Raw genomic sequence first — 26,038 nt, forward strand, 5'->3', positions numbered from 1 at the left:
CTCCTGCGAGTGTCTGGATTTCTTTCGCTGCGCACGCTGCGAGTTTTACCGAACACCAGCAAGTGAAAATTTGCTTATCACTTGCTTTATACCAAGTATAAAACAGCCAAAGCATACACCCATGAAAATCCTCTCTGTCCGTTTCCAGAACCTGAACTCGCTGAAGGGTGAGCATGAAATCCGCTTTGACCAGAGCCCGCTGGCCGATGCCGGGCTCTTTGCTATTACCGGCCAGACCGGTGCCGGCAAAACAACTATACTGGATGCGATTACAGTGGGCCTGTATGGGCTAGTGCACCGCCACAGCAGTGATAAGCCGCTGGAGCTGATGACGCGCCACACGGCAGAGTCTTTTTCGGAGGTGGAATTTGAGGCGAACGGCAAGCGCTACCGCTCAAGGTGGCAGATTCGCCGCAGCCGGGGCAAGGTAGACGGTAACATGCAGCCGGTGCACATGGAGTTTTGCGACCTGGAGGATGATAAACCATTTGACCTGAAGCCAAGCCAGGTGCCGGAGAAGGTAGCGGAAATCTGCGGGCTGGATTACAACCAGTTTCTCCGCTCCGTCATGCTGTCGCAGGGCGATTTTGCACGCTTCCTGAAAGCAAACCCGAACGAGCGCAGCAACTTGTTAGAGAAAATAACCGATACCGGCATCTATTCCGAAATTTCAAAATCAGCCTACGAAAAAGCGAAAACTGAGCGGCAGAAGCGGGAGGAACTGGAGCGCCGCCTGCAGGACAACAAGCTGCTACCGGAAGAACAGCACCAGGCGTATAAGCAAAGCATTGTAGAGTTAGTAGGTCAGGAGACAGCGCTACAGAAAGAAATTGCCGCCTTGCAGGAGCAGCTGCAGTGGCTGCAGAAAATGCAGCAACTGCAGGGCGCAAAGCAGCAGCGCGAAGCGGAACTACAGGTGCAGGTGCAGAAGCTGGAACAATTGCAGCCTGAGTTCCGAAAACTGCAGCAGCATGAGCAGGCAAACCAGTATGTGGGTGAACTGACGGAGATACGGGCTGCGGATAGCAAAGTAGTAGAAGTGCAGGAGCAACTCCTGACACTGGAGAAGCAGCTACCTGTGCTGGAAGCGGAGCTGGAACTGGCAGGAAAGGTTGCGACGGAGGCTGTCAAGGCCCATCAGCAGCAGGAAGAAGTGCTGCAAAAACTGGAACCACTACTGGAGCAGGTCACAAAGCTTGACCAGCAACTGCAAACCGCCCGGGAGGCTTACCTGAAGGACAAAAACGGGTATCAGGATTTTGAAACTGCCCTGAAACAAGAACAAAGCCTGTTACCTGAAAAGCAACAGGAGCTGGAAAAGCTGACAAAGGAAGCCACTGCGCTCAGAAGCTGGCTGGACACAAACCAGCACCTGCAGGATTTGCGCGAAAACCTGCCCGAAATCCGGCAGACCCTGAAAGACCTGCACGAAGTAGAGCAAAAGCTAAAGGAAAACCAAAAAGAGCAGCAGGAGATACAAAGCCTGCGGGAGCTGGAGGCGCAACAGGTAAACCAGCTCATAAAGGAACAGGGGCAGCAACAGGAGCTGCAAAAAGCCCTGGATAAGCAAAAACAGGAAAAGCTGTTACAGCTTCAGGAAATACTCTCCGACAAAAGTATGGATGAACTGGAGCAGGCGGCACAGGCACAGCCCGCGGTGCTGGCCCGTTACGAACGCTTAGCTGAATTTGCGCATCAGCATGCCACGCTGCAGCAGAAGCTTAAAAACCTGCAGGAACAAGTTGCACAGCTAGAGCAGGAAGCGGCTGCTCATAAATCAAAATTAACCGAAACACAGGAAAGCTATACGGCTGCAGCAGAACGACTGGAAGACCTGCAGAAGTTGGTGACCTTACAGCAGCGCATACAGGAGTATGAGCAGGCGCGGCATACTCTGAAACCAGAAGAGCCCTGCCCCTTGTGCGGCTCTGCCCATCATCCTTTTGTGGAAGGAGAATATACTTTCAGCCTGTCTGAGGAAGAGCAGAAAAGAGACAAGCAGCAGGCATTGGTCACTGCGCTGCAGCAAAACCTGCACACGTTACAGCTGCAAATTAGTACTTTGCAGCCAAAGCAACAGCTGGCCACACAGGCCAAAGCAGAAGCCGAATCAGAAACAGAACGCCTGCGGCTGTCCTTTGCCCAGCTAGCAGAAGGAGTGGCATTAAACCTGACCATTGAGGAAGCCGCAAAGCTATCGGACATGCTTCAAAGCCAAAGGCAGGCGCTGGACCAACTGCATAAAACATTGGCGCACGCTCGCAGCCTGAGCCGCGAAGTTGAAGGTATTAACCAGCAGCTGATGCAGCTACGCGAGGCGCAGGTACAGGCGCAGGGCAAATACGCTCAACTGCAACACTCGGATAAGCTACATCAAACACAGCTGCAAAAGCTGGAAGCTGCTTTACAGGACCAGCGGGAACAACAACAGGCACATACGGAGATAGCGGAGTCCTTTGCGGCCACTTATCGCCTGGCCTTTAAACCGGAGACAAGACAGGAGTTCCAGCAAACACTGGAGCAGCAGGCTGCTGTGCACCAGCAGAAGCAGCAGGCCCTGGAGCAGATGCGTGAAAAGTATATCGAGCTGAAAGAGCAGGTAAAGGCCCTGCAGGCAAAGGTGCAGGAGAAAGAGCAGGAGCTGAAAGAGCGGCAGGAGAACCTGAAACTGGAACACATCAGGCTTACGGAGCTGAAGGAATCCCGCACGCAGCTTTTCGGGGAGAAGGCCCCACAGCAGGAGCGGCAGCTTGCTCAGCAGGAACTGCGCAGGCTCGCCAGCCAGGCTGAGGAAGCCCGCGCAAATCATCAGAAAAAGCAACAACAACTGCAGGAGGCACGGCAACGACGGACGGAGTGCACCTCAAAACATCAGCAGAATAAATCAGTGCTCGACAGGCTGCGCGATGGCTTGCTGCAGGTGTTGCAGCAGAAAGGCATTGCTACCATAGAGTCCCTCAGCCAGATGCTTCTGGAACGTGACGAAGCCGACCGGTTGGCGAACCTGAAAGCACAAACGGAAAAGCACCTGACAGAGCTTCGCAAGTCGTTGAGTGATGTGCGGCACGAACTGGAGATAACGCAGGCGAAACAGCTTACGTCGGAAAGTATGGAGGCACTGCAGGGAGCGTACGCTGAGAAGGCAAGGCAGCAGCGGGAGTTGATAGAGCAGCACGCCCGCTTCCAGCAACTGTTGGAGCAGGACGCCGCACAGCGCGCCAAAAACAAGGAACTGGCCGAACAGCTGCAAACACAGCAACTGGTATGCAACCGCTGGGACCAACTGGCTGACCTGATTGGCTCCGCAGATGGAAACAAGTTCAGCCGTTTTGCACAGGGACTTACACTGGCCAAGCTGGTAGAGCTTGCTAACCGCCACCTGCAGAAGCTCAACGACCGCTACCGCATCCTCAAGTCATCGGAAGAAGACCTGGAGCTGCTTATCGTGGATACGTACCAGGCAGAAGCTATCCGGCCAATGAACACACTTTCGGGTGGGGAGAGCTTCCTGGTAAGCCTTGCCCTGGCCCTGGGCCTCTCCGACCTTGCCGGTCGCCGCACCCAGATTAACTCGCTGTTTATTGACGAAGGCTTTGGTACGCTGGATGCCGAAACCCTTGACGCTGCCATATCCACCCTGGAGAATTTACAGGCCGGTGGCAAAATGATTGGCATCATTTCCCATGTGGAGGCACTGAAGGAACGCATCAGTACGCAGATACGGGTGCAAAAGAAAGCCGGCGGCGTAAGTAAGGTGGAGATTGTGGGGTGGTGATTGTAGTAAGAGACAGGCGGTAAAAGATAAACAAACGCACTATAGTATATCCGGTGGCCTCTCTTTATTTTTGTAGAAGGCCCTACTGACCCATGAGAAAATACTTCCACCTTTTGCTCGCCCTTACGCTCTGTGCTACCCTGTCCTGCAAACAGAGCAGCCGGGAAGAAGCACAGGAGCAGTTCAGGCAACGGCAACAAGCTGTAGTAGAGCGTAACGAAAATCTTGATGAAACCTCTCCTGCTGAAACGACAGAGGAAGTGCCATCTACAGTTGAAGAGGCAGAGGAAACTGCTCCTGCCAGACCCACAACGACTGCCGGGGATAAAGTAATTGGGGTAAAAGACGGAGACACGATAGAACTGCTGCGCAACGGCCAACCGGAAACTGTGCGCTTGTATGGCGTAGATACCCCGGAGAAAAAGCAGGCTTACGGAGAAAAATCAAAGCAATTTACCTCAGACCTGGTGTTTGGGAAAACGGTGCGGTTGATTCCCCATAACAAAGACAGGTACGGCCGCACGGTAGGAACCATTATGCTGCCCGATGGGCGAAGCCTGAACGAAGAACTGGTAAAGAACGGTCATGCCTGGCATTATACTGCTTACTCAAAAGACAAAAACCTGGCAAACTTAGAGGCTGATGCCCGCCGGTTTAAGCGCGGCCTGTGGCAGGACCCCAACCCGGTGGCGCCATGGGATTTCCGGAAAGAGAAGCGCAGCGGGAACAGTACGAAAGAGGCTGCAGCCAGCACGGCACCCATACCAGCAGGAGCCACAAAACGCACCGTATACCTCTGCAACAGCAGTGGCTCAAACGTGTACCACCTCACCAAAACATGCCACGTGCTGAAGCGTTGCAAGCAGGAAGTATTGGCCGTAACAGAGGCAGCCGCAATCCGGGAGTACGACCGAAGAGCAGACAAGACCTGCAGCAATCCGTAATTCTTAACCTTTGGTAATTCGCCATTCTACTAAATGAACTTCACCCTACCGACCAGAATAGTTAATGCCTTCAGAAAGGGGCTGCTTTTGTCCTTTACATGTATGGCTTTTTCCTGCCAGGAAACAGATAAGACAGCTGACACACCATTAGCGGAAGCAGAAACGGCCGCCTCTCTAACTGATACAACTGGGATGAGACCTGCGCCAACCTTTTTTGTTATTCCGCCGGATCTGGCAGAGAAGCGTGTCTGGATCTGTGAAAATACAGCCTCTGATCTTTTTCATGTGCAGCATGATTGCCCGGTACTAGTAGAATGCAAGGGCAAAGGGAGCTTTCGTAATCTAACCATTGTCCGTGCCATTGAAGACTTTGGCCGCTACAACTGCCAGACATGCAGTGAAGGGCTTAATCATATTTTCGATGAAGAGCTGGTACGGTAGAAAATGCTCTCCATGTTAAACTGAAAAACTGTTTCAGCCGGCCTTGATTGTAATGTCTGTTTGCAGTTTTTTTGCAAAGCTGCTTTGTATTCTTGTTAACCAGGTTTCACTATAGGTTCCTGTTGCCGCCAACCTGCTTAAGGTGAGCATCCTTTGGGGTGCTCCGCTACATATACATTGTTGGCTGAAGTTGCTCTTCTTTTTCTGTTGTCAGTTCTTTATCTTTTGCTTTGATTTCTGATAGTATGGATTCCAGGACTGGAAGCATGTTATTCAAACTGTTCGTCTTTATGAGGAAATTCCAGACTGGCTCAAATTTTTTCCAGCCACCAGTATAGAAGAAGTGTTTGTGCGACTGATGGTTAAAGCTGGATTTGAAAACATTTGACCAGCTGTAAAACTCTTTGTAAGCCCAGTCATACCCATTTTTAAGTTCATCTGCCGTCAGATTCGTCGTCTGGTAAACTACATTTCTTGTATCGTACAAGTCCCAGTTCCTTGTTAGAATACGGCCTTGCTGCTCCATGTCTTCATACAGCTTTGTGCCTGGATACGGCGTTAAAACATGATAAGTCGAAGTTGTGATGGAGTTTTTAACTCCCCAGTCTACTGTCCGCTTAAAAACATCTGCATCGTCTTCATCCAGTCCTGAAACATAACTGCCGTAATTGCTTTTGGGAGACACTGGATTTGATAGTATTGTAAGTGGTGGTTCAATTAATGTTTTTTCTGCCACCTGTTTAAGTAAAAACCTACTCACGCCTATATCTTCCGGATCTAATATAACAACTTCTTTATAACTATCAGGCAGTTTTTAGATTTTGTACAATAGAAAGCTCTGATAAACCGATGGGACTTGTTAAACCTTGCTGCTTATGCATCCCCCCAGCTTAAAGCACAGGTATATACCCCTGCTCCAGCGGTTACGTCTCCCGGAAAAGCCCAGCACTTGTCTTCAGAGTGGCACCTAGTGCAACTATTCAGGAACAGCAGAAAGAAATAAAGCATAGGAGCTAAACCAATTGAGCACGGTAAGCCATCTACTTTCTTCTGAACAAGCTTATGGATTTACCGTAAACCCTATCGCTTTAAGGCATGATTAGCAGTTGGTACATTGAACTTCCTTCTATATCAGCTTGTTATGAGCCAATCAAGTTTAATGTTTTAACATTTTATTGCTTTATAATAAGCTTTAATTTTATTTTGTAGTCCTGACCTTTTCATTTGTGCAGGGGATTAATTAGTTGAGTCATGGAAAAGAAGATACATCTCGAAATTACAGACCAGGAACTGTCACGGCTTGAGGAGACAGTGAATGTGATGATATTTAAGTTGCAAAAGGATTGGTGTGAAAGCGAAGACGTGCTGCAGTACAAGAGCCTGCTGGCAAAACTGCAATCTGCTTTCAGCCGTGGCGAGGTTGTGAGCTAAGGGATTTCCGGTTTCTAAAGGCAGTTACTCCTCAACCAGCAACATAAATATAGTAAGAAAGGCTTCGCATCAGATGCGGAGCCTTTCTTTTTCTGAAGATAGTGAAGCCTACTTTAACTTCTGGCCATGTAGCACCAGCAGCGGCACTTCTGCCTGGTACGTCAGGCGCTCCGCCAGGCTCTGTGAGAAAAGTGCTTTAAGGAAGCCTTTCTTTCGCCGTACAATCGCCAGTACTTCACCGCCGGCTCTTTTAAAGTAGTTCTTGAGTCCCTCATCGCGGTGCTTGTTCACTATTTCCTGAAAACTCATCGGCACATTCGGAAACAGTTCCTGAAGATCTGCCCAGAACTGCTCAGCCTCATCGCTATGAGAGTCTTCCTGCGACTTCACTACGTGCACCACATCTATCTGCGATCCGAAGAAGCTGCCAATCTGAACTACCTGCGTCAGGGCGTTTCTGTCCTCTACGCTATAGTCAGAGGCATAAATTATTTTTCCGAAGCCCGGTTTTGGTGCTGTGGATGGAATGGATAGCACCGGGCATTTCACTTCCTCAATTACAGCTTCGGTATTGCTTCCAATCAGCAACTCCTCCAATGTGTTGTCTAAACCGGTTGTGCCCATCACTATCAGGTCGTAGCCTCCCTGCGCAGTCAATTCCTCTGCAATATCTGTTAGCAGCGCCTCTTTCACTAAGTAGTCGCAGGTGAAGCCCCCATCACCGTTTGCGCCATACTTTCTTTCCATTTCAATACACAGCGAGTTCAGCTTTAAAGCGGCGTCGCGCTTCTGCTCCCCCAGCAGTTCGCTTGCCACTAAGGCTGTTTCAGATGTATCCACGATAGGCAGGTGCAGCACATGCAACAGCGACAGGTGTGCTCCCGCATGCTGCGCAATGTAAACAGCATAGTCCATTGCCTTCCCCGAGGTTTCGGAAAAGTCAACGGGACATAAAATTTTTTCCATATTAAGTTGCTTTGTTTGGTTTAGCTTGTGAATATATCACTATTTCACGATGTATACGGAAAGCAACAGAAGAAATGGCAATTTTAAATTCAATAACTCACACAGCATCTCCAAATGGCTGTTTAGGCTGCATCAGAACCCTTATTACAACTGGAAAACCGGAAGAGTGAAGAGTTAAAAGACGTAACCAGTTTTCATTCAGGCACCAGGCAGCAGTGCACGCGCACTTACCTCTCCTGGTGAGCATACCTGTTTGACCTTGCCAGTTCCTCGTTTACCTGATCAGCTCTTTTACTTCTTTCCAGGTCCAGTTATACCTGGGTTGGATACTTTTGTAGCTCTCGCGATAGTAATTTACCACCACTTCCTTCAGTTGACTGACAGGAATGGAGGAAGAATAAATCTCCCGCTCCGTTGGGTTATCATAGGCTTCTGTGCGGCTAAGTTTGTCGCCATCAAGACGAAGCAAGGGTCCGGTATCTGTCACGGAGTCATGGGTCCAGCGGTGGCTAGTGGTTTCCAGTTCGTTCAGGCGCTCTGCCAGTGGGGCCATGCTCAGTCGCGGAAGCGTAGGCCTGGAAGCAATGTCTACCCAGGTAGTATACTTATACTCCAGTTCATACTTGTTCTGATCGTAACAGGCCAGTACCATATCAAACCCTTGGGTGCGGCTGAAGAGGGCGTAGTAGTGCACAGGGTGCGGTGTCTGAATGATGATAAGGCCAATCTCTGGGTGGCGTGTTATGTTGGTGTCCGGCTTATACATATCGCGGTAACCCAGCAGCACACCCCCTACTTCATCTTCCCAGGCACCTCTTTCCCAGTCAGGGTCCTGCAGCACCCGGCCAAACTCCCGGAGAAAATACTTGAATTTCTGAACGCACTGCGCAGCCTCCTTCTCTTCCGCTTCATCGGCAGCGAAAGGTTTATAAAATAACTCCCGCTCTTTGGCATTTATCCAACATACCAGCTTCAGGGCCTCTCCTGCCAGCGGGTGGTTCAGGTCAAGCTCCCGGAAATCCCCTATCAGAGCCATTTGCCGCAGCAACTCCTCGTGCTCCAGTGCCTGCTCCGGGTTCAGCAGCGCCCACACACCCACAAAGCCGTCTATGTCAAAATGGTTTGCAGACACATAAGGCAGATTCAGTTCGGGAAGGTTCTGCCGCAGTGCATGCAGCACAATAGCAGCGCTGGTGTCGTCCTGTATAGCAGCAGGTGTAGGGGCACCCCTCCAATGCGAGAGCATAAAACCATTCGCATGGGTACTGTCCACCACAATCGCTTTCTTATTTTTAACTTCTGAAAAAGGAATGAACTGTTTTTTATGCATGGCCTAAAATTGCATTGCTGTGTACTAAGACGCAAACTGTTGATAGGTTTAATTGCTGAATTATTAAATTGCCGGCCTGTACAGCAGAAGAACAGCGAACAACTAATATGCTGCTAATAAACAATGGCAGATGCTGCCACATCAAATTTAATATTCCGGCATGGCTTTAAAAGATATTTACGCAACCTCCCTCACATTGCTCACTGACCTGTACCAGCTTACCATGGCGTACGGTTACTGGAAGAAAGGTATGGCAGAACAGGAAGCTGTTTTCCATTTATACTTCCGTAAGAACCCGTTTAAGGGAGGATACACCATAGCCGCCGGTTTAGAGCATGTGGTGCAGTATTTACAGGAGCTGCAGTTTCGGGAGGAGGATCTGGCTTATTTAGCCGGCCTGAAAGGAAACCAGGGGCAGCCGCTGTTTGAGCAGGGCTTTATCCAGTACCTGAAGGAACTGGAATTTACTTGTAGCGTAGATGCCATTCCGGAAGGTACTGCCGTATTCCCCAACGAGCCCCTGGTGCGGGTAAGAGGCCCTTTGTTGCAGGCGCAGCTGATAGAAACGCCCCTGCTCACCATCATCAACTTCGAGACTTTGATAGCCACCAAGGCTGCCCGCATTGCCGACGCAGCCAAAGGAGACCAGGTAATTGAGTTTGGCATGCGTCGCGCGCAGGGCATTGACGGTTCCCTGTCGGCTTCAAGAGCCGCCTATATTGGCGGCACCAGCGCTACTTCCAACTTATTGGCGGGGCAGCTATACGGTATTCCGGTAAAAGGCACACATGCCCACAGCTGGGTACAGGCCTTCGACTCGGAGGAGGAAGCTTTTGCCGCGTATGGAGAGGCGTTTCCACAGGATTCTGTTTTCCTGGTGGATACCTATGATACCCTGGAAGGTGTGAAAAATGCGATTGAAACTGCGAAAAAGCTTCAGCCGAAGGGCTTTAAGTTCGGTGGCATCCGGCTAGACTCCGGAGACCTGACGTACCTGAGCGTAGAAGCCCGTAAGTTGCTGGACAGCGCCGGCTTTACCGACACCAACATTGTGGCCAGTAACGATTTGGATGAGCACATCATCACAAGCCTGAAGCACGAAGGCTCTAAAGTGAGTGTTTGGGGTATAGGCACTAAAATGGTGACCGCTTACGACCAGCCTGCCCTGGGTGGCGTATACAAGCTGGCAGCGTTAAAGCAGCAGGACGGCAAGTGGGAGTATAAAGTAAAACTGTCGGAGCAACGGGCAAAAACTTCTAACCCCGGTATACTACAGGTGCGCCGCTTCTACGACGACAAAGGCAACATAGCCGACATGATTTACAACGAACTGCAGCCACTGCCCGAACACCTGCAGATTGTGGACCCATTGGACAGCACCCGCCGCAAAACCATAGCGCCGGTAACGGCCTCGGAAGAACTGCTGGTACCCATTTTCGAAAGAGGACAACTTGTTTATACCTTGCCTGACTTGCTCACCATCAAGGCCCGCACAAAAACACAGCTCGACAGGCTGCACGAAAGTATTCGCCGCTACCTGAACCCGCACAGTTACCCTGCCGGCTTAGAGGAAAGCCTGCATCAGTATAAAACGGAGCTCATCCTGAAACTGAGAAGTTAGCTCATCGCCGCTTGCCTCTCCTGTTGGCGATGCGCTGAATGCGTTTGCCGCGGACCCACTTCAGGTACTTCTGCAATGGCTCTGCCCTTTGCAGAGCAGGTATGGTATTGTATTCCGTAGCCAGATCGCGGTTGGTAAAAGTTAGATGGATGGTACTGTGGCAGGGCTGGCAAAGTTCAGCGGTAGCCCCGTAGCGGCCTCCCTCCTCACGCGGAATGAGGTGGTGCCGCGACAGGCTTTGTACCTCTCTTCCACAAAGTTCACAAACTGCTTCTTCCTGCTTTTTTGCCATTGTTTTTACAAACCGTACCTGATACTTTTCCTACAGAAAACAATTGAGCTGAGTTGATAGTTTAAAGAAATTCATCCTATAGAACTTACACACAGAAGCAGGGACACAATGCCTGTTTATGCCTACTTTTGCTCTCTTACATTGAATATCAACCTATGAAATCCTCTCCACAAGAGCCTGCAGATATAACAATTGCCGAATCCGATATCGTTGTCCCTAAGAAGGTTATCCGGGAGGGGCTGTTGATTTTTTTACTCGCTGCCATCCAGTTCACGCACATGATAGATTTTGTGATCATGATGCCGCTTGGCCCGCAGTTGATGCGCGTGTTTGGCATTTCTCCAAAGGAGTTTGGCTTGCTGGTGTCGTCTTACACGTTTAGTGCGGCTGTGGCTGGTTTTCTGAGCGCCCTTGTCATAGATCGTTTCGACCGTAAGCATGCGCTGCTCGGTTTGTACCTGGGCTTTACCATAGGCACACTGGCCTGTGCCATGGCACCCACCTATGAGTTGCTGCTGGTAGCAAGAATACTATCCGGTGCTTTTGGCGGTGTGTTAGGTGCTTTGCTGCTGGCCATTATCGGGGATGCCATTCCGGAGAAACGGCGCGGTGCTGCCACAGGCAAGGTGATGGCTGCCTTTTCAGTGGCCTCTATAGCCGGCATTCCGATTGGTTTGTACCTGGCCAGCCAGACAAGCTGGCATGCCCCATTTTACCTGGTGGCAGCGCTGAGCTTTATTGTTCTTTTAGTTGGGTTCTTCTTTCTGCCAACCATGCGCGGCCACCTGAGCAATGCTACTTCAGAGAGCCCTTTCCTCGTAATCCGGAACATACTGAGGATACGGAACCTGCAGTGGGCTATGGCTTTAACGGTAGCCCTGACAATGGCAGGCTTTTTTGTAGTGCCTTTCATCAGCCCCTATATGGTAGCCAATGTGGGCTTCGAAGAGGCTGAACTGAGCTATATTTACCTGTTTGGTGGCTTGGCGACAGTGTTTACTTCGCAGTGGGCCGGCCGGCTGGCAGATAAACATGGGAAGAAGCGTGTGTTTGCTATTGCCGCCTTGCTTTCCATCCTTCCGATTCTGGCGATAACTAACCTGCCGCCTGTGCCGCATTACATCGCCCTCATCATCACAACTTTCTTCTTTATCTTTTTTGGCGCCCGTTTTGTGCCGGCCATGGCTTTGATTACATCCACTGTAGAGCCCAAACTGAGAGGAAGCTTTATGAGCATTAACTCTTCTGTTCAGCAGCTAAGCGCCGGCTTGGGTTCGTTTGCAGCAGGCTTTATTGTTAAAGAGTCTGCTACGGGCGCACTGCTGCACTATTCCTGGGTTGGTTTTATTGCCTGCGCTATCACGATAGTGTCTGTTTGGGTGGTGCGCCACCTTAAGCCTGTTTCTTAAAAGCGCGTTTCTTATCCTCTAAAAAGAGGCTGTTTCATGGTGAGGCAGCCTCTTCTGTTAGTTCAAACCCGACTCCCCTGAGAAGGAAAACTCTTTTGCCGGAACGTAGATAAGAATACGTTAAAGTTATACTTGTATGTAAATCAAATTTACTGTGCAAGCAGGATCTATAGCTTTAAAGCACGCTTTTCATTATTTATTAAGGCTTCTTTGGCACTGCATCCCAACCTCATAGCTCTTCTGCAATACCGAAAATATCCTTTTATAACTCCTTCAAAGGGTACTGGAAAAGTTTTATGAAATTTTCTTCATTAATTAACTGAAAAATGATAACATTCCGCGAACACTTATGGTATAATCGATGAACAATCAAATGGCTGCTTTTATGTGATGGTAAGCTTGTTCTGATTGTGGTTTCACGAACACTATTCACCTAAATCATTTTTCACCTAAATTCTTAATGCTATGATAAAACAAAAACTCTTTTTAGCTGCTGCTTTCATCACGCCTACGCTGGTTATGGCTCAAAACGAACTAAACATCGAACAGGAAGGAACAGAGCTGGTGGCAAACATTGAACAAACGGGCATGAACAACCTGATTGATGTTGCCCAACGCGGTAACACACAGTTGGTGCAGGTAACGCAGTCAGGTAACGGAAACTGGTCTTACCAGGACCAGGACGGTTCTTCAAACGTAATCAGTCTGGAGCAGGCCAACACCGGCAACTATGCTATGCAGTTTCAGGGTGGAATGTTCAATACCGCTGACATTGAGCAGGTAGGAACAAATGGCTATGTGTACAGTGAGCAGTTCGGTACTTCTAACATCATACAGGCTTTTCAGTTGGAGGGTACTATGGGTAACTCACTCGAACAGTTTCAGTGGGGAGATTTCAACGTGGCCCGCATCGATCAGGTTGAGGGAATGAACAATGTATCCTGGCAAGGGCAGTACGGCGACATGAACGCTGCTGAAATCTTTCAGATGGGTGATAGAATGTGGGCTGTATCTTACCAGGAAGGCAGTTTGAACGCAGCAGTCATCGGGCAGTATGGAGCAGACAATTATGCTGAAATTGAGCAGTATGGCAATAACAATGTTGGCGCAATTGGCCAGATAGGTAGTGGCCACTTAGGCTATATTGGCCAGTGGGGTGATGGCAACGTAGCTGCCATTATACAGAGCGGCAACGACAAAAATGCCGTTGTTACCCAGGTAGGTAATAACAACGTCATCACAGTAATTCAGTGATCACCACCGATCTGAAAAAAGCGGCTCCCCTTAAAGGAAGCCGCTTTTTTATTCCTTAAACCTATGTGCGTTGCGTACTCAGACAACAAACATGTCAAAATTCATTTATCGAGCAAACTTTATAGGCTTAACGACTTTTTAAGTCAGCTCAAAGGGGAAGGCCATGCTGGTTTTCCAGGTAGCGCCGTGTAAGAAGTTCCGGTGCCCGTGTAGTACTGATTGGATGAGGAGTTAGTGCCTTGAAAAAACACTTTTAATTTGCTTGTGGCGCAGCACAGGAGATGGAGTGGAATTATGGTTGTTTAAACGGAATAGTACATGCTATGGTGAGGCGTAGCCGAAACTAAAGCATGTGCCGTGTTTGTTTAAGCTTTTCTTACTTTTTCTCAATAGTCACAGGAACTGTGTAAGTTACAAACCTGCTCATGACATCAACGTCCTTGTTCCTTTCTATTTTTATACCATTTGCAACTTGCTTTAGAAAAGGATAAAGCTGTTTTAGCTTCTCTGGGTAGGTGTCTACCTTATCGAAGTCATCGCTGTACATGTAATCTAAGTATGTACTACCGTCTGGCGTTTTTTTCAGCATGGTTCGCAGCACATAAGCATCCTTCACTTTGTTTGTCAATGTGTCAATGGAAATCTGCATGAAAACTCTTCCATGGATTCTTTTATCTTTTAATCTATTAGGAAGACTTACAGGTTCGAACAACTTCCCATTGTTCAAAATATAAGGGTCAGCAGGAAAGTAACATATTATTTTATCTTCCTTTTCAGACAAAGGAGATGTTTGAGCTAATCCTGAAGTAAGAATAACCAACTGCAACAGTATAACAAGGAGAGCGCTTTTCTTTTTCATGATTCAAGTTAAAACCAGCTAGCGAATATGCGTTAACATACGTTTGTCTGCACTATATGCGGAAGTGGTTTCATCTATAGTTATTCCCCTTTCAAAAATCCCCACTATCTCGTTAGCCATTTTTATTGTGAAGCTACTGCTTCCGATTAAGATAAGGGCCTGTGGCTAAGGCTCCTGATACAGAACCTCCTAAACATGGCTACTTCTTAGGCACTTCTACTTCCAATCTGGCATAGTCGCGTTGGAGAAAAGCTTCACCCTGTTCTTACCATCCGCCGCATCCATCATGTACACATCAAAAGTACCAAGGCCATCATTCGGCGTGTTCACAAAGATAATCTTAGAGCCATCCGGGGAATACTTTGGATAGAGGTCATTGGTGCCTTCAGGCTTATTCCTGGATAGGTCCACTACACCGGAGCCATCAATGGCCTTCCGGAAAATGTGGGAATTCAGTTGCCGCCCTTCTAGGTTCTCAAACCCGGCAACATCATGAGTGTAAAGGATGCTGTTGCCATCAATAGCGAATACGGGGCTCTCCACACGTCCGGGCAGGTCTGCCACCAGCAACTGCATGTTGGAGCCATCGGCATTCATGATATAGACTTCGGAGTCGTTTATGTTGGCACCGATGGTTTGAGCTACAATCTTATCGCTCCTGTCCGTCCAGTCTACCATCCGAAAATGGCGGTTGGCAGGCGCGGTGGCTACCAGCGTAAGACCGGACCCATCGCGCTCAATGCGGTACAGGTTGTTGTAGTTAGGGTATAGCAGCTGCCCCCCATCCGGCGACCAGGCAAAACCAATACCCTGGTTGTGGTAGCCCGCAACCGGCATACTGGTAACTTGCCGCATGTTGGAGCCATCGCGGTTCATCGTGAAAATCTGCGGTTCTATGCCAATGTTAGAGGAATAGGCTATCACATCGCGTTGCGGATTCAGGACCGGCCACCACTCCCGGCTGAAATTTGAGGTTAAGCGAAATGTATTTGCCTCCGTTCCGTCAGAGGAGTAGACATTGTAATCACCGTTAATGGAGCGGGCAAAAAGATAGCGGGCCTCCGGTAACGAAACAGTGGTAAAGCTCCAGACTTCTCCGTTCGTTAGTTTGCCGGTTTTATCTTTCACAGCTACCTGCCAGAAGTAAGTGGTGTTGTACTTCAGGTTTTGAACCACAACACTGGTATCAGCTATTGATTCGGCTATCTTCTTTTTCTCCGTTGTGCCTGATTCATACAGATATACATCATAAGTCAGGGAATCGCTGTTTTCCGGTGCCTGCCAGCTTAGCGTTACGTCTATGGGCTGACCAGTGGCACTTGCTTCTGGAGAAGGGCTGCCAGGCTGCCCCGGGCTGGAACCGCCAGCCATCGTTTCCTCCAGCACCAGCGTCACATCGCTTTGCGCTGCGTTTCTTACAGCTATTGTCACTGTTTTGGTTTTATACCCTAGCTTCTGGGCTGAGATGGTATAGTCTCCTTTTGGAATGTCTGTAATGGAGAAGACTCCCTCTTCGTTCGTCACCACTGCCGAGGTGGCAGGAGTCGTCGTAATGCTTACGGCCTCTATCGGCAGGTTCGTTTCAGCGTCGATTACCAGACCGCTGATAGCGCCTCTTCCATTCGGCTCTATGGTATCTTCGTTACATGCCACTATTCCGATTACCAGCAGCAAGAAGTAAACAAACGTAAGGGGAGAAGTTGTTTTAAACATGAAGGCTTGGTTGGATATTGAGAAACAGTAAAAAAACGTTCAGGAGTTTAGCAGACACGCCACATACCTACCTGAAAAGAAATGAGCTTGAACATTAATCTTTTATTGCTGTGGTTGTATTGTTGAGTCATAAGTAATGGCTTTTGGTTGATCTCTTTGGCTCCTCCCCTCCACGCTTTAATCAGGTGCTCTGTTTTCATGCTGAAGTTACCTATACGGCCTAAAGTAGAAGTTAATACCTATTTTACCTGTCCAGAAGTAGTCATTAAACCGGCCTTGCTCCACATCGTCAAAAGTATCGTTCAGCAGGTACGAACTCGACGCATTTAAGTCCAACCCGATTTGTTTTGACAGGAGGTATTCATACCCTATCCCTGCCTTAACATAGGAGTTATACACTTCAGACCCAAAGTCCCGGAAGATGCCATCTGTGACCAGCGTTCCTGCACCTACCTGCAGGTATGGAGTATGCCTGAGCTTTGGAAGGAGACTATAATTCACATTCAGTTCAGCATAATTTGCCATGAGTTCGAACACTTCGCGCGTGGCCAGCCCTCCCCTTCCAAACTTTACGTCAAACCCGAAGTTGTTGCGGGTACTGATTTTCAGTCCGACCTCTCCCACAGGCCGCACTACCGGGTTGGAGTAGTCTCCACGGTATAAGATGCCGCCCGCAGCAATGCTGGCCCCTATCAGGCCGCGCCGCTCCGCCAGCAGTTGCCCCTGAACATCAGAACTTTGCACATCCTCTTTTTCCTGGAGGTATTCTTTAATAACAGCAGATTCCAGGGCAGCAGGGTTTTCCAGCTGCCAGTAACCGGCCAGCAACCCCTCAATTACCAGGCTTTGCACCGCTTTGTTGATGGCTTCTTTTACAGCTATCTCCGTTGGTTCATTGTAAGTAAACCCGGTCTCTGCCTCTAACAAGCGCTTGAACTTGACATACCGGAAAAGCCCGAAATCGACGGACTGCGAAAGAATAGTTTTGGAAGTATATACGGTTTTCAGGATTTCACCTGTACTCGAGGAAACCGCCCTGAGGTATACCGTCACCTTGTCTTCCCGGTACTGCCCCGAACCGCCAGCTCCAAAGTAACGAAGTCCGGCACCACCCGTTACGACGTTAGCATCATAAGAGATGATGCCACCTTCCAGTATTACGCCTGCAAAGAGAAGCCCGGGTAAAGCGGGTTGTTTGGCACCGGTAATGGCTTCCGCTTCCGCACGGGTAGAACGTATAATTTTGCGTTCGTTGAGCAGGTTGCCCAGGTTCTCCCGTTCGATAGGAATAAACCAGCCCGACTCATCCAGTGCGTTTATGAGAATGGTGGTGGCCCCCTGTGTAACGGCAGTAGACCAGTTGGCACCGGTTACGGAAGGCTTGTATTGCCCTGTCTGGTCCCTGAACTTGTAAACGGCAGCGACCACTTTCTGCTCAGGGGGCGGCAAATTTACAAGGTCCTCCCCGCCGGGTGCCGGTGCGCCCAGCAAAGCGCTGGAAGTCTGAAAAGGCTGGTTGAAATAGGGCGCGCAGGCAGACACCTGCAACAGAAACAACAGGAGGCTTAAAGCACGTATGCGCCAGAAATATTTAAACAACATAGGGTGGCGAATGCATAAGGGTGAAAAGGTGTAGCAAAAAGCAGTGCAACGGTAAAGGCAGGTATAGGCAGAAAAAGCGTTGCCTGCTAAAAGTAAGGTATGGTAACTGTTGTCCGGTCTCCTGTACCAATGTCCACAATAACAACACTGACACCGCTGCCTCCTTCTGATACATCAATCTGGTAGTTGCCAACGGTGTAGCTTCCGGGCTCCAAACCTTCTTCACCAAATTGCGAGGCTACCAGTTGCCTTGACAGTTGATTCAGCACCTGCCTGTTCAGGTTCTCTTCAAAGTCCTGGAGAGGGTTTCTCCTGAGCAGGCTGTTAACCTGGGCGTCCGGGTCTTTTGTCTTGTCCTGTGCCTGTGCCGAACTTTGCAGCCACTGATAATTAAACGTATCACCTCCAAAAGCGGGATTTTTAGGCTGATACACCAGGTCCTGTGCCTGCAGTTGGGTGGAAGACAGCAAACAAAGGGCAAACAGGTAGAGCAGTGTTTTCATAGGACATTCCTTTATTTATGTATTCAGGTACTTAACTTAAATCTTTTCCTCATACCAAACTGTAAATCTTACAGATGCCGGAGTTAACTCAAAACACCTCGCGGGCCTTTTTGCCTTCTGCCTCCAATTGCTTGTTCAGTTGGTCATTCATCAGGTAATCGTAAACCACGCCTACCATATACGTCGCCACCTCCTCTATTATGTCGTAGCGGGGCTGAAGAGGTTGCTCAAATAGTTTATCCTCATTCACTGACAAGGAGACGACGGTAATATTGCCCCGGCTCGGCAGCTCTTCTATTTGTATAGTAAAGTTCTGGGCCATGGGAGGTGCTTCCCACTGCCTTTGGAACACATCGTAAAAATCACGGCCAACTTTTGTAATGGTTTTATCTACAATCAGCCCGTCAATTTCAAGGTCGGCAGAGCTCCGGATGTTCTGCTCGTACTGTCCGGCCTGTTCCAGGTCAATTGATTCTACTCCTTTCTCCAGATTCAGAGTAGTATCCTGCGGCTCCGGCTGCTGTGGTTTTTTTTGCTGGGCATAGGCTTCTCCAGCCACTACCAGAAGCAGAAGCAGAAAAAGGCTGTACAAGCTCGGGCGAAAAGACAAAACAGGCAATTTTATAACAGAACTTTTATACGCTTGCTTATACTTTTACTCGCTGCAAAAGTTTACACATTAATAGATTATCTCTACTTTTTGATATCCAGGAGGCGGAATAACAGGATTTGTGGAGTATGGCGTTTGCTCACCGGGCGGAGACAGAAAAAGAGTGCGGCCTGAATCAGAGGGTCATAAAGGCCCTGCTGATTTCTAACAGCATGAATTTTTAAACGGAGCAACTGAAACAGCGTGGGGGAGTTTTGGGCCTTTTTACTGCAGCGTCACACGTGGCTTCCATGATTGGATGTAATAGTAGTACATCTTCATACACGGATAACCGCAGGAAATCTGCAGCCACAGAAAAAGGCGGCTTTTATCTATTTTATACTTTAAAAAGTTTACGCTGCAACCTGTGCTACCGCCTTTCATAAACCTGCAAAGCAGCTACCTATTTTTAACTGCTGGAAATATTAATGGCGGGCGAGAAAAAGCTTTTACCGGCTTTCAGGGCCTGTAGTGCATCTCTTAGTTCGGCAGGCTCCGAATTTTTAAGCAAATAGCCCTTCACCCCCTCCTCCAGCAAGCTCTCCACAAGAGACTCCTCTCCATAGGTAGACATGATGAGGATGGTAGCATTCTCATACTTTGACAGCAGGTAGCGGGCTGTCTGGACACCATCCATTTCGGGCATTTCCAGGTCCAGCATGATGACGTCTGGTAAGTTGCTTTCTACTTTGTCCAGCAGTTCTGCGCCGTTGTTGGTATCAGCTACTACTGTAATTTCCTGAAATGCCTTCATAAGTTCCAAAACCCCCTTTCGGAACAGCACGTGATCATCAGCAATGGCTAATGTGAGCGGTTGATACTCCATACGTAGTGATTTAGTAATCTGTTGATTGTTGTATTGGCACTATAACCTCGACCTGGGTCCCCACCCCAGCCAGGGATCTTGTCTTCATTTTTCCTTTCAGTAAATCTACGCGGCTTTGCAAGCTGACTACTCCCATCCCCTGCCCCTTCTGCAGCACTTCCACATAATCGAAGCCCACACCATTATCAGCATACCGCATTGTTGCCTCCTTCTCAGCCAGGTGCAGTTCTATGCTGATGGTGCTTGCCTGCGCATGCTTCAGGCTGTTGTTCAGCAACTCCTGCACAATCCGGAACAGCATCAGCTCCAGTTTTGGCGCCATCCGCCTGCTTTTGTCGTTACACACAAAAGCAACCTGTACCCCGGAAGTATCCGGCACAGAGCGCCGCAATGCCTCAAGCGCCTGCTGCAGTCCCATCTTGTCCAGCACCACAGGCATCAGGTCTTGTGATATACGGCGTACACTGCCAATTACTTCATCCAGCAACTGTTTTATATGGCGCTCTACCGCACGCAGCTCTTCGCTTGCGCCCTCCATCACCGGCGACAGTTGGTATAGGTTAAGCTTCACCAGCGACAACATGGTTCCTATCTCATCATGTAGATCCCGTGCTACTCTTCGCCGCTCCTCCTCCTGCGCCTGCATCGTAACCTCCAAAAGCTGTTGTTGCCTGGCTGCCTGCAGCTTTTGCAGATTCTGCTGATGCTGGTGCAGCCGTTTTTGAAAGAGCACCATAAACCCGATTACGCCAAGTGCCAGCAGCAGCATGACGGGAATCAAAATAAGGAGGGGTATCCATGGCTCTAGCTCCATCAATCGTTACTTTTTATCCTTCAGCAGCACGATAGCGATGACCACATTCAACATAATCAGCAGTACACGCATTACATTCATAAAAGACCTGGCCAATTCCATAGACTCCTGCATCAGCGCCTCCAGAAAAGAGAAAATCACTACCGTTCCGGAAAAATACAGCAGAATGGCTGAGCTGAACAGAAAGAGTGGTTCTGTCAGAAAGTTCTGCTCCTCTCGCTGTTTTAGTTTACTATAGAAATATAGCAGCACCATGGCAATTAGCAGGGCGCTTTCCAGCACCCTTGCCTTCGAGTTGAACTTATCCAGTGGCTCCCATAAAAAGACATTCAGGACACAGAACCCCAGGAACAGCCAGAATGAAACATAAACTGCTTTCTTCCAGCGCTCAGAGGGCACCGCTAAGGCATACACGGAAGAGAAGAAAAGATACTCCAGCGGCACAAACACATGAGACATCCAGTTATTATTAATTCCTTTACTGGCCGTTATCAGGCCGCCGGCATCCACCAGGGCACTAACAACTACATATCCGAACAGGATGTAACTGACTTGGCCTCCCCTTTTAAACCGAATCAAACCAGCCAACAGCGGGATAAGCACTGAAAACGTGGCAATATTGACAATTGCCCCCATGAAGCTCATGCGTTTACCTGCTCAGCGTGCCATCGGTGCCACAGTCCGGAGGGCAGACCACGGATCTATCTGCGACTAAACCGCTTTCCAGGTCGTTCCCGCTTTCATCAACTCCTATCAGAATGAGCTGCTTCTTCCTATCATCATCTAAGGCATAATACATCCTGATGCCGACACAACCCTCCTGCTCCAAAAGGCTCTGAATAATCTGTGTACCAAAAAAGTGTGACTTTGCCGTATCTGCTGCCCCTGCTTTCCTGTAATTTGCCGTCCAGGCAGCAGCTTTTGCCAGTTCGATGGCTTCGCCCTCAGTTCCGTTGAATCTCATCTTTTATTTCTTTTTTCTAATCCTAAATATATTCATAAATTTATATTAAATAACCAAAATATTAACTTTTTTATAAAAAACTAATGTAAAAGCGCGTAGTTGTGGAGGAGTGCAGAGACAAGTTCCCGTAAACCATATCTTAAAAGCATCAGGAGAAGTATAAGGTCAGAATAGTTATCGCGCTTCCGGCTTTACATGAGGTAACGGAGGGTGAACTGAACCCATACACATCGCGCCTAAAACCAGTCATACTACCACAAAGCATTGATGACAAGCACCCCTGTAGTCAAGGAAATTCAAAAATTAAAGTCATTTTAAATTCAGGGGAGACGTTAAATTTGATTGTAATGGAAGACTATAAACACTATTTCGAAAGCAACCGCCAACTCTGGAACAAGCGAACCCCGCTGCACCGGCAGTCAGCATTTTACAATGTCGATGCTTTTGTAGCAGGCCAGACATCGCTGAACAACATTGAACTGGAAGAGTTGGGGGATGTGCAAGGGAAAGCGCTGCTGCACCTGCAGTGCCACTTCGGGCAGGACACGCTGTCGTGGGCGAGGCAGGGAGCAAACGCTACCGGTATCGATCTTTCGGATGCCTCTATTGAGGAGGCACGCAGGCTAAACCAGCAACTGGGGCTGGATGCAAAGTTTGTGCAGTCGAACGTGTATGACCTGAAGGAGAACCTGCAAGGGCAGTTTGATATCGTTTTTACCTCCTACGGCACCATCGGCTGGTTGCCAGACCTTGAGCAGTGGTCCGATATTATAAACCATTTCCTTAAGCCGGGGGGCACCTTTTATATGGTGGAGTTTCATCCTGTGGCCTGGATGTTTGATGACGATTTCAAGGAAATTGCTTACCCGTACCATAACACCTATACTCCTATAGTAACAGAAACAGAGCAGAGCTACACCGACGGCAGCAGCCATGAAAAACTCACCGAATACGGGTGGAACCATAGCTTAGGCGAGGTAGTCTCTTCCCTCACAGCCAAAGGGCTGCAACTGGAATTCCTGCACGAATTTCCGTACTCACCTTACAACAACTTCCGGCACATGGAGCAGGGCGCAGACGGTTACTGGCGCATTAAGCACCTCGGAAGCAAGATACCGCTGCTCTATTCCATCAAAGTAAATAAGCCAAAGAACTGAGGCTTTGGACCTCCAGCTCGTGCATGTATAAACCTCATCCCTATTTTCCTGCTGGAATGCTGAAACCTCTGTTCCTACAGTAACCGTATTCATTTGGTATACAAAGTACTAACGCTATGGCAAAGAAATCATTTCAGGAACTCATAAACAGCCCGGATACGCCGGTGCTGGTCGATTTTCATGCCGAGTGGTGCGGCCCGTGCAAGACCATGTCGCCGGTTGTGAAGCAGGTAGCCAGCCAGTTTGAGGGTAAGCTGAAGGTAATAAAGGTGGATATAGACAAAAACCAGGCAGCGGCTGCCCAATACCGGGTGCAGGGTGTGCCTACGTTTATTCTTTTCAACAAAGGCCAGCAGGTATGGCGGCAGTCCGGTGCCATGCCTGCCCATGTATTGTCGCAGGCAGTGCAGCAGGCGATATCTTAATTTTGAATAACTGAATTTTGAATTATCGGATAAGTTCTCCTTTTACCTTCAGTCATTCAAAATTCAGTTATTCAATTATTGCCTTTCAACTGCAGGCTGAAAACTGTAGGACCGCCGGGTTGGGAATTCACGCGGATGCTGCCGCCGTGCTGCCGGATAATCTGCTTCGATAAGCTGAGCCCGATGCCGGACCCTTGCTTTTTGGTGGTATAAAACGGAATGAAGATCTTATCCAGCACATCTGCCGGAATGCCATCTCCATTGTCTGTCACATCTATCCGGACCATGCTCTTTTCCTGCTCCGGTATATAGGCCACAACCTCCACGCAGGGACTATCTACTGCTTCACACGCTTCCATACCGTTCTTAATCAGGTTAATCAGCACCTGCTCCAGTTGCTCGGCATCGGCCAGTATCACCATATTCTCATCGGGCAGGTATAGTTTCAGGCTGATGTGCTGTGTCTGCATGGTAGGCTGTAACAACCGCCGTACGTTCTGTAGCAGCTCTTTTACCTTCACCGGGCGAAGCTCGGATGTTGGCAGGCGCATCAGGCGGCGGTAGTTCTTTACAAAGTGCAGCATGCCGGCACTGCGGCGCTCAATGGTTTGCAAGCCAGCCTGCATGTCCTCCAGCACCTCCTCTTCTATAGCCTCCCCCGCTGCCCGTTTCGCGATAACTCCGCTTTTGAGCAAACCTGCCACCGTAGAAGTAAGCGATATGACAGGCGTCACGGAGTTCATGATTTCATGCGTCAGCACCCGGATAACTTTCTGCCACGTCTGGAGTTCCTGCTCCTCCAGTTCGGATTGTATGTTCTGCAAGGTCACAATTTTGAGTAGCTGCCCCTGGGAGCGCAGTTCCGTCACATGCAGGTTCAGCAGCAGCTGTTCCTGCTCAAGTGGCACCGTTACCAGGGTCTTTCCGTTGTGCTGCGTGTGCCACAGCGCATGCACCAGTTCCGGGCTTAGCCGCTCCAGAGCCTGGATATTCCGCAGGTGCGGCACACGCAGCAGTTCTTTTACCACATGATTTACCAACTGCACCTCCCCTTCTTCATTGAAAGTAAGTATACCGGTGCCTATCTGCTCTACAATCGTCTGCAGGTAATGATAATGTGCCTGCTTCTCCGTCTTTACGCGCTGGAAAGAGTCTGATATGTCATTGAAGCTGTCGTAGAGGTCGCGGAAAGATGAATTTGCGCCTTCTGCGGCAAAGCGCTGTGTAAAGTCGGAGTGTTTGATAGCCTCTAAAAAGCTGCTGATGTCGCGGTTGGTGCGCTCTACAAAAAAAAGCATATCGTAAAGCTGGAACAGCACCAACAGGAAAAGACAGAAGGCTGTCATGTACCAATCCGTACGGTAGAGGACAAACACGGTCACCACGATGATGGCCACCAACAACAACAACCGAAACAGCAGCTTGGCCTTAAAGCCGTTAAAGACCATGCTTTTCTATCCTCCGATAAAGGGCAGTACGGGTAATGCCCAGTTCTTTTGCCGCATGCGTAATGTTGCCGGCGTGTTTTACCAGCGCTTTCTGCACCATCATTTTCTCCAGTGTGTCCAGGGTATAGTAGTTGTCGGCTATGTTTTCCACCATCTGGCGCTGCTCGTAGGCTGCCTCGCTTGGGGCAAAGTAAAAGTCGTCGGCCTGCAGCTCATCCCCATCGCAAAGTATAACGGCGCGTTCCATGGCATGGTCCAACTCCCGGATATTACCAGGCCAGTGGTACTCGCTCAGGCGGCGCAGGGTGTTCTGGTTCATGCGCAGGTTAGGGCGCTCATACTTCTGGCTATAGATTGCCAGGAAATGCTCCGCCAGCAGTTTGATGTCTTCACGGCGCTCCCGAAGCGGGGGCAGGTGTATTTCTACGGTATTGATGCGGTACAGTAAGTCCTGCCGGAAGCTGCCTTCCCGCACCATCTCATAAAGCGGCATATTGGTGGCGCAAACAAGACGGATGTTGATGGACCTTGGCTTGTTGGTACCCAACCGAATAACTTGGCGGGCCTGCAGCACCGTCAGCAGCTTGGCCTGCAGCGCCAGCGAGAGGTTTCCAATTTCATCCAGGAAAAGCGTTCCGCCGGTGGCTGCCTCAAAGCGGCCGGCGCGGTCTTCTTTTGCATCGGTAAAGGATCCTTTGGCATGGCCGAAGAGCTCGCTTTCAAACAGCGTTGCACTCACAGCGCCTAAATCCACCTTCTCAAAGGTCTCTTTTGCCCTTTTGGACTTGCGGTGCAGCGCCCGGGCCGCCACTTCCTTGCCGGTGCCGTTCTCGCCCAGAATCAGTACGTTGGCGTCTGTGCCTGCTACTTTGTCTATGGTCTGGTACACCCGCTGCATGGCCGGCGACACACCGATAAACTCCCCGTAGTGGTATACCGTGTTGTTTTGCTCTGCCGTTTCTGCCGTACGGCTTTCCTTGCTACTGTTCTTCTGGCAGGCCGATTTCAGGATGGCCACCAGTTTCTCATTCTGCCAGGGCTTCAGTACGAAGTCAGCGGCTCCCTCTTTCAGGGCACGCACCGCCAGCTCAATATCGCCGTAGGCAGTCATCAGTATCACAGAAGTATCCGGGGATATCTGGCGGATCTGCTTCAGCCAGTGCAGGCCTTCTTTGCTGGAGGTGGCCCCGGTACTGTAGTTCATATCCAGCAACACCACATCCACTGGCCGCTCCTGCAGCAGCGACGGGATCTTGTACGGATCAGAGGTAGTTAAGACTGAGGCAAAATGCTGCTTCAGGAGCAGCCTGCCTGCCATCAGGATATCATCCTCATCATCAACTATCAGTATGTTGCAGGCTATTTTACTCATCGTTCAGTTGTAGGAAAAAAGGACTATATAACGTAAAGCTAAGAATTTTTCGTGCATGAAGGCAAGGGAACAGTTTAAGTATACTGGTGCTGGCGCAAATATCCCAGACAAGTTTTTCAGGAGATGCGTTTGCTGTTCGGATGCAGACACCCAGGTGTTCGGAACCGGACACTAAACACATAGCATCATACTATAAGCCTTGGTAATAAACTGTATATCAGCTATTTGTGTTTTATGGCACAC

Annotated in this window: 24 protein-coding genes; 9 read left to right on the forward strand and 15 right to left on the reverse strand. The window is 49.3% G+C overall.

What is annotated here, in order from left to right; all coding sequences use genetic code 11:
* The first annotated feature begins 121 nt into the window (after positions 1-121).
* The 3 genes from ACFS7Z_RS15080 (at position 122) to ACFS7Z_RS15090 (ending at position 5,160) form a co-directional block, all read left to right on the forward strand.
* A complete protein-coding gene (locus ACFS7Z_RS15080) occupies positions 122-3,775 on the forward strand; it encodes an AAA family ATPase (protein ID WP_377486032.1) in 3,654 nt (1,217 codons plus the stop codon).
* Positions 3,776-3,867: 92 nt separating this feature from the next.
* The gene (locus ACFS7Z_RS15085; protein ID WP_377486034.1) at positions 3,868-4,719 is read left to right on the forward strand and encodes a thermonuclease family protein; all 852 of its coding nucleotides are present in this window, start codon (positions 3,868-3,870) and stop codon (positions 4,717-4,719) included.
* Between the two features lie 33 nt (positions 4,720-4,752).
* Positions 4,753-5,160 carry a hypothetical protein gene (locus ACFS7Z_RS15090; RefSeq protein ID WP_377486036.1) on the forward strand — a complete coding sequence of 136 codons (408 nt, stop codon included), beginning with the start codon at positions 4,753-4,755 and terminating at the stop codon, positions 5,158-5,160.
* Positions 5,161-5,326: 166 nt separating this feature from the next.
* On the opposite strand, the gene ACFS7Z_RS15095 is transcribed toward ACFS7Z_RS15090, so the two are convergent.
* Positions 5,327-5,896 carry a hypothetical protein gene (locus ACFS7Z_RS15095; RefSeq protein WP_377486038.1) on the reverse strand — a complete coding sequence of 190 codons (570 nt, stop codon included), beginning with the start codon at positions 5,894-5,896 and terminating at the stop codon, positions 5,327-5,329.
* 515 nt (positions 5,897-6,411) lie between these two features.
* On the opposite strand from ACFS7Z_RS15095, the gene ACFS7Z_RS15100 reads away from it, so the two are divergent.
* A complete protein-coding gene (locus ACFS7Z_RS15100; protein WP_377486040.1) occupies positions 6,412-6,591 on the forward strand; it encodes a hypothetical protein in 180 nt (59 codons plus the stop codon).
* A gap of 108 nt (positions 6,592-6,699) precedes the next feature.
* Here ACFS7Z_RS15100 and ACFS7Z_RS15105 read toward each other — a convergent pair whose 3' ends face one another.
* Both ACFS7Z_RS15105 and ACFS7Z_RS15110 read right to left on the reverse strand, forming a co-directional pair.
* Positions 6,700-7,557, reverse strand: coding sequence for a universal stress protein (locus ACFS7Z_RS15105; protein WP_377486043.1), 858 nt, complete (start codon positions 7,555-7,557; stop codon positions 6,700-6,702).
* 274 nt (positions 7,558-7,831) lie between these two features.
* Positions 7,832-8,887, reverse strand: a complete 1,056-nt coding sequence (locus ACFS7Z_RS15110) for a DUF6687 family protein (RefSeq protein WP_377486045.1) — start codon at positions 8,885-8,887, stop codon at positions 7,832-7,834.
* 160 nt (positions 8,888-9,047) lie between these two features.
* Here ACFS7Z_RS15110 and ACFS7Z_RS15115 point away from each other — a divergent pair, with 160 nt between their 5' ends.
* The gene (locus tag ACFS7Z_RS15115) at positions 9,048-10,508 is read left to right on the forward strand and encodes a nicotinate phosphoribosyltransferase (RefSeq protein WP_377486047.1); all 1,461 of its coding nucleotides are present in this window, start codon (positions 9,048-9,050) and stop codon (positions 10,506-10,508) included.
* Between the two features lies 1 nt (position 10,509).
* On the opposite strand, the gene ACFS7Z_RS15120 is transcribed toward ACFS7Z_RS15115, so the two are convergent.
* Positions 10,510-10,800, reverse strand: a complete 291-nt coding sequence (locus ACFS7Z_RS15120; protein ID WP_377486050.1) for an HNH endonuclease — start codon at positions 10,798-10,800, stop codon at positions 10,510-10,512.
* Between the two features lie 155 nt (positions 10,801-10,955).
* Between ACFS7Z_RS15120 and ACFS7Z_RS15125 the strand changes: the two genes are divergently transcribed.
* Together ACFS7Z_RS15125 and ACFS7Z_RS15130 are read left to right on the forward strand one after the other, a co-directional pair.
* Entirely contained in the window at positions 10,956-12,209 is a 1,254-nt protein-coding gene (locus ACFS7Z_RS15125) for an MFS transporter (protein ID WP_377486052.1), read from the forward strand.
* A 465-nt stretch (positions 12,210-12,674) separates the two neighbouring features.
* Positions 12,675-13,463, forward strand: a complete 789-nt coding sequence (locus ACFS7Z_RS15130) for a hypothetical protein (RefSeq protein WP_377486055.1) — start codon at positions 12,675-12,677, stop codon at positions 13,461-13,463.
* A 376-nt stretch (positions 13,464-13,839) separates the two neighbouring features.
* On the opposite strand, the gene ACFS7Z_RS15135 is transcribed toward ACFS7Z_RS15130, so the two are convergent.
* The 9 genes from ACFS7Z_RS15135 to ACFS7Z_RS15175 all read right to left on the reverse strand — a co-directional run bounded on the left by ACFS7Z_RS15135 (position 13,840) and on the right by ACFS7Z_RS15175 (position 21,393).
* Positions 13,840-14,322, reverse strand: coding sequence for a hypothetical protein (locus ACFS7Z_RS15135; RefSeq protein WP_377486057.1), 483 nt, complete (start codon positions 14,320-14,322; stop codon positions 13,840-13,842).
* 216 nt (positions 14,323-14,538) lie between these two features.
* Positions 14,539-16,035 (reverse strand): carboxypeptidase-like regulatory domain-containing protein, encoded by a 1,497-nt coding sequence (locus ACFS7Z_RS15140; protein WP_377486060.1) that lies wholly within the window; start codon positions 16,033-16,035, stop codon positions 14,539-14,541.
* Between the two features lie 207 nt (positions 16,036-16,242).
* Positions 16,243-17,637, reverse strand: coding sequence for a CsgG/HfaB family protein (locus tag ACFS7Z_RS15145; protein WP_377486062.1), 1,395 nt, complete (start codon positions 17,635-17,637; stop codon positions 16,243-16,245).
* Between the two features lie 86 nt (positions 17,638-17,723).
* The gene (locus ACFS7Z_RS15150; RefSeq protein WP_377486064.1) at positions 17,724-18,140 is read right to left on the reverse strand and encodes a curli production assembly/transport component CsgF; all 417 of its coding nucleotides are present in this window, start codon (positions 18,138-18,140) and stop codon (positions 17,724-17,726) included.
* 88 nt (positions 18,141-18,228) lie between these two features.
* Positions 18,229-18,732: a CsgE family curli-type amyloid fiber assembly protein gene (locus ACFS7Z_RS15155; protein WP_377486067.1), complete on the reverse strand. Its 504-nt coding sequence runs from the start codon at positions 18,730-18,732 to the stop codon at positions 18,229-18,231.
* A gap of 466 nt (positions 18,733-19,198) precedes the next feature.
* Positions 19,199-19,615, reverse strand: coding sequence for a response regulator (locus tag ACFS7Z_RS15160; protein WP_377486070.1), 417 nt, complete (start codon positions 19,613-19,615; stop codon positions 19,199-19,201).
* Between the two features lie 10 nt (positions 19,616-19,625).
* Positions 19,626-20,429, reverse strand: a complete 804-nt coding sequence (locus tag ACFS7Z_RS15165) for a sensor histidine kinase (protein ID WP_377486073.1) — start codon at positions 20,427-20,429, stop codon at positions 19,626-19,628.
* Between the two features lie 6 nt (positions 20,430-20,435).
* Positions 20,436-21,065 (reverse strand): hypothetical protein, encoded by a 630-nt coding sequence (locus ACFS7Z_RS15170; protein ID WP_377486075.1) that lies wholly within the window; start codon positions 21,063-21,065, stop codon positions 20,436-20,438.
* Positions 21,066-21,078: 13 nt separating this feature from the next.
* On the reverse strand, positions 21,079-21,393 hold the full coding sequence (locus tag ACFS7Z_RS15175) for a hypothetical protein (RefSeq protein ID WP_377486077.1): 315 nt from the start codon (positions 21,391-21,393) through the stop codon (positions 21,079-21,081).
* Between the two features lie 347 nt (positions 21,394-21,740).
* On the opposite strand from ACFS7Z_RS15175, the gene ACFS7Z_RS15180 reads away from it, so the two are divergent.
* Both ACFS7Z_RS15180 and trxA read left to right on the forward strand, forming a co-directional pair.
* On the forward strand, positions 21,741-22,550 hold the full coding sequence (locus ACFS7Z_RS15180; protein WP_377486079.1) for a class I SAM-dependent methyltransferase: 810 nt from the start codon (positions 21,741-21,743) through the stop codon (positions 22,548-22,550).
* Positions 22,551-22,666: 116 nt separating this feature from the next.
* A complete protein-coding gene (gene trxA, locus ACFS7Z_RS15185) occupies positions 22,667-22,975 on the forward strand; it encodes a thioredoxin (RefSeq protein WP_377486081.1) in 309 nt (102 codons plus the stop codon).
* A gap of 71 nt (positions 22,976-23,046) precedes the next feature.
* On the opposite strand, the gene ACFS7Z_RS15190 is transcribed toward trxA, so the two are convergent.
* Positions 23,047-24,423, reverse strand: coding sequence for a sensor histidine kinase (locus ACFS7Z_RS15190; protein WP_377486083.1), 1,377 nt, complete (start codon positions 24,421-24,423; stop codon positions 23,047-23,049).
* Positions 24,413-25,795, reverse strand: a complete 1,383-nt coding sequence (locus ACFS7Z_RS15195) for a sigma-54-dependent transcriptional regulator (protein WP_377486085.1) — start codon at positions 25,793-25,795, stop codon at positions 24,413-24,415. Before ACFS7Z_RS15195 ends, ACFS7Z_RS15190 begins: the two co-directional genes overlap by 11 nt.
* Positions 25,796-26,038: the final 243 nt, after the last annotated feature.

The organism is Pontibacter toksunensis, from assembly GCF_042686245.1.
Classification (GTDB): domain Bacteria; phylum Bacteroidota; class Bacteroidia; order Cytophagales; family Hymenobacteraceae; genus Pontibacter; species Pontibacter toksunensis.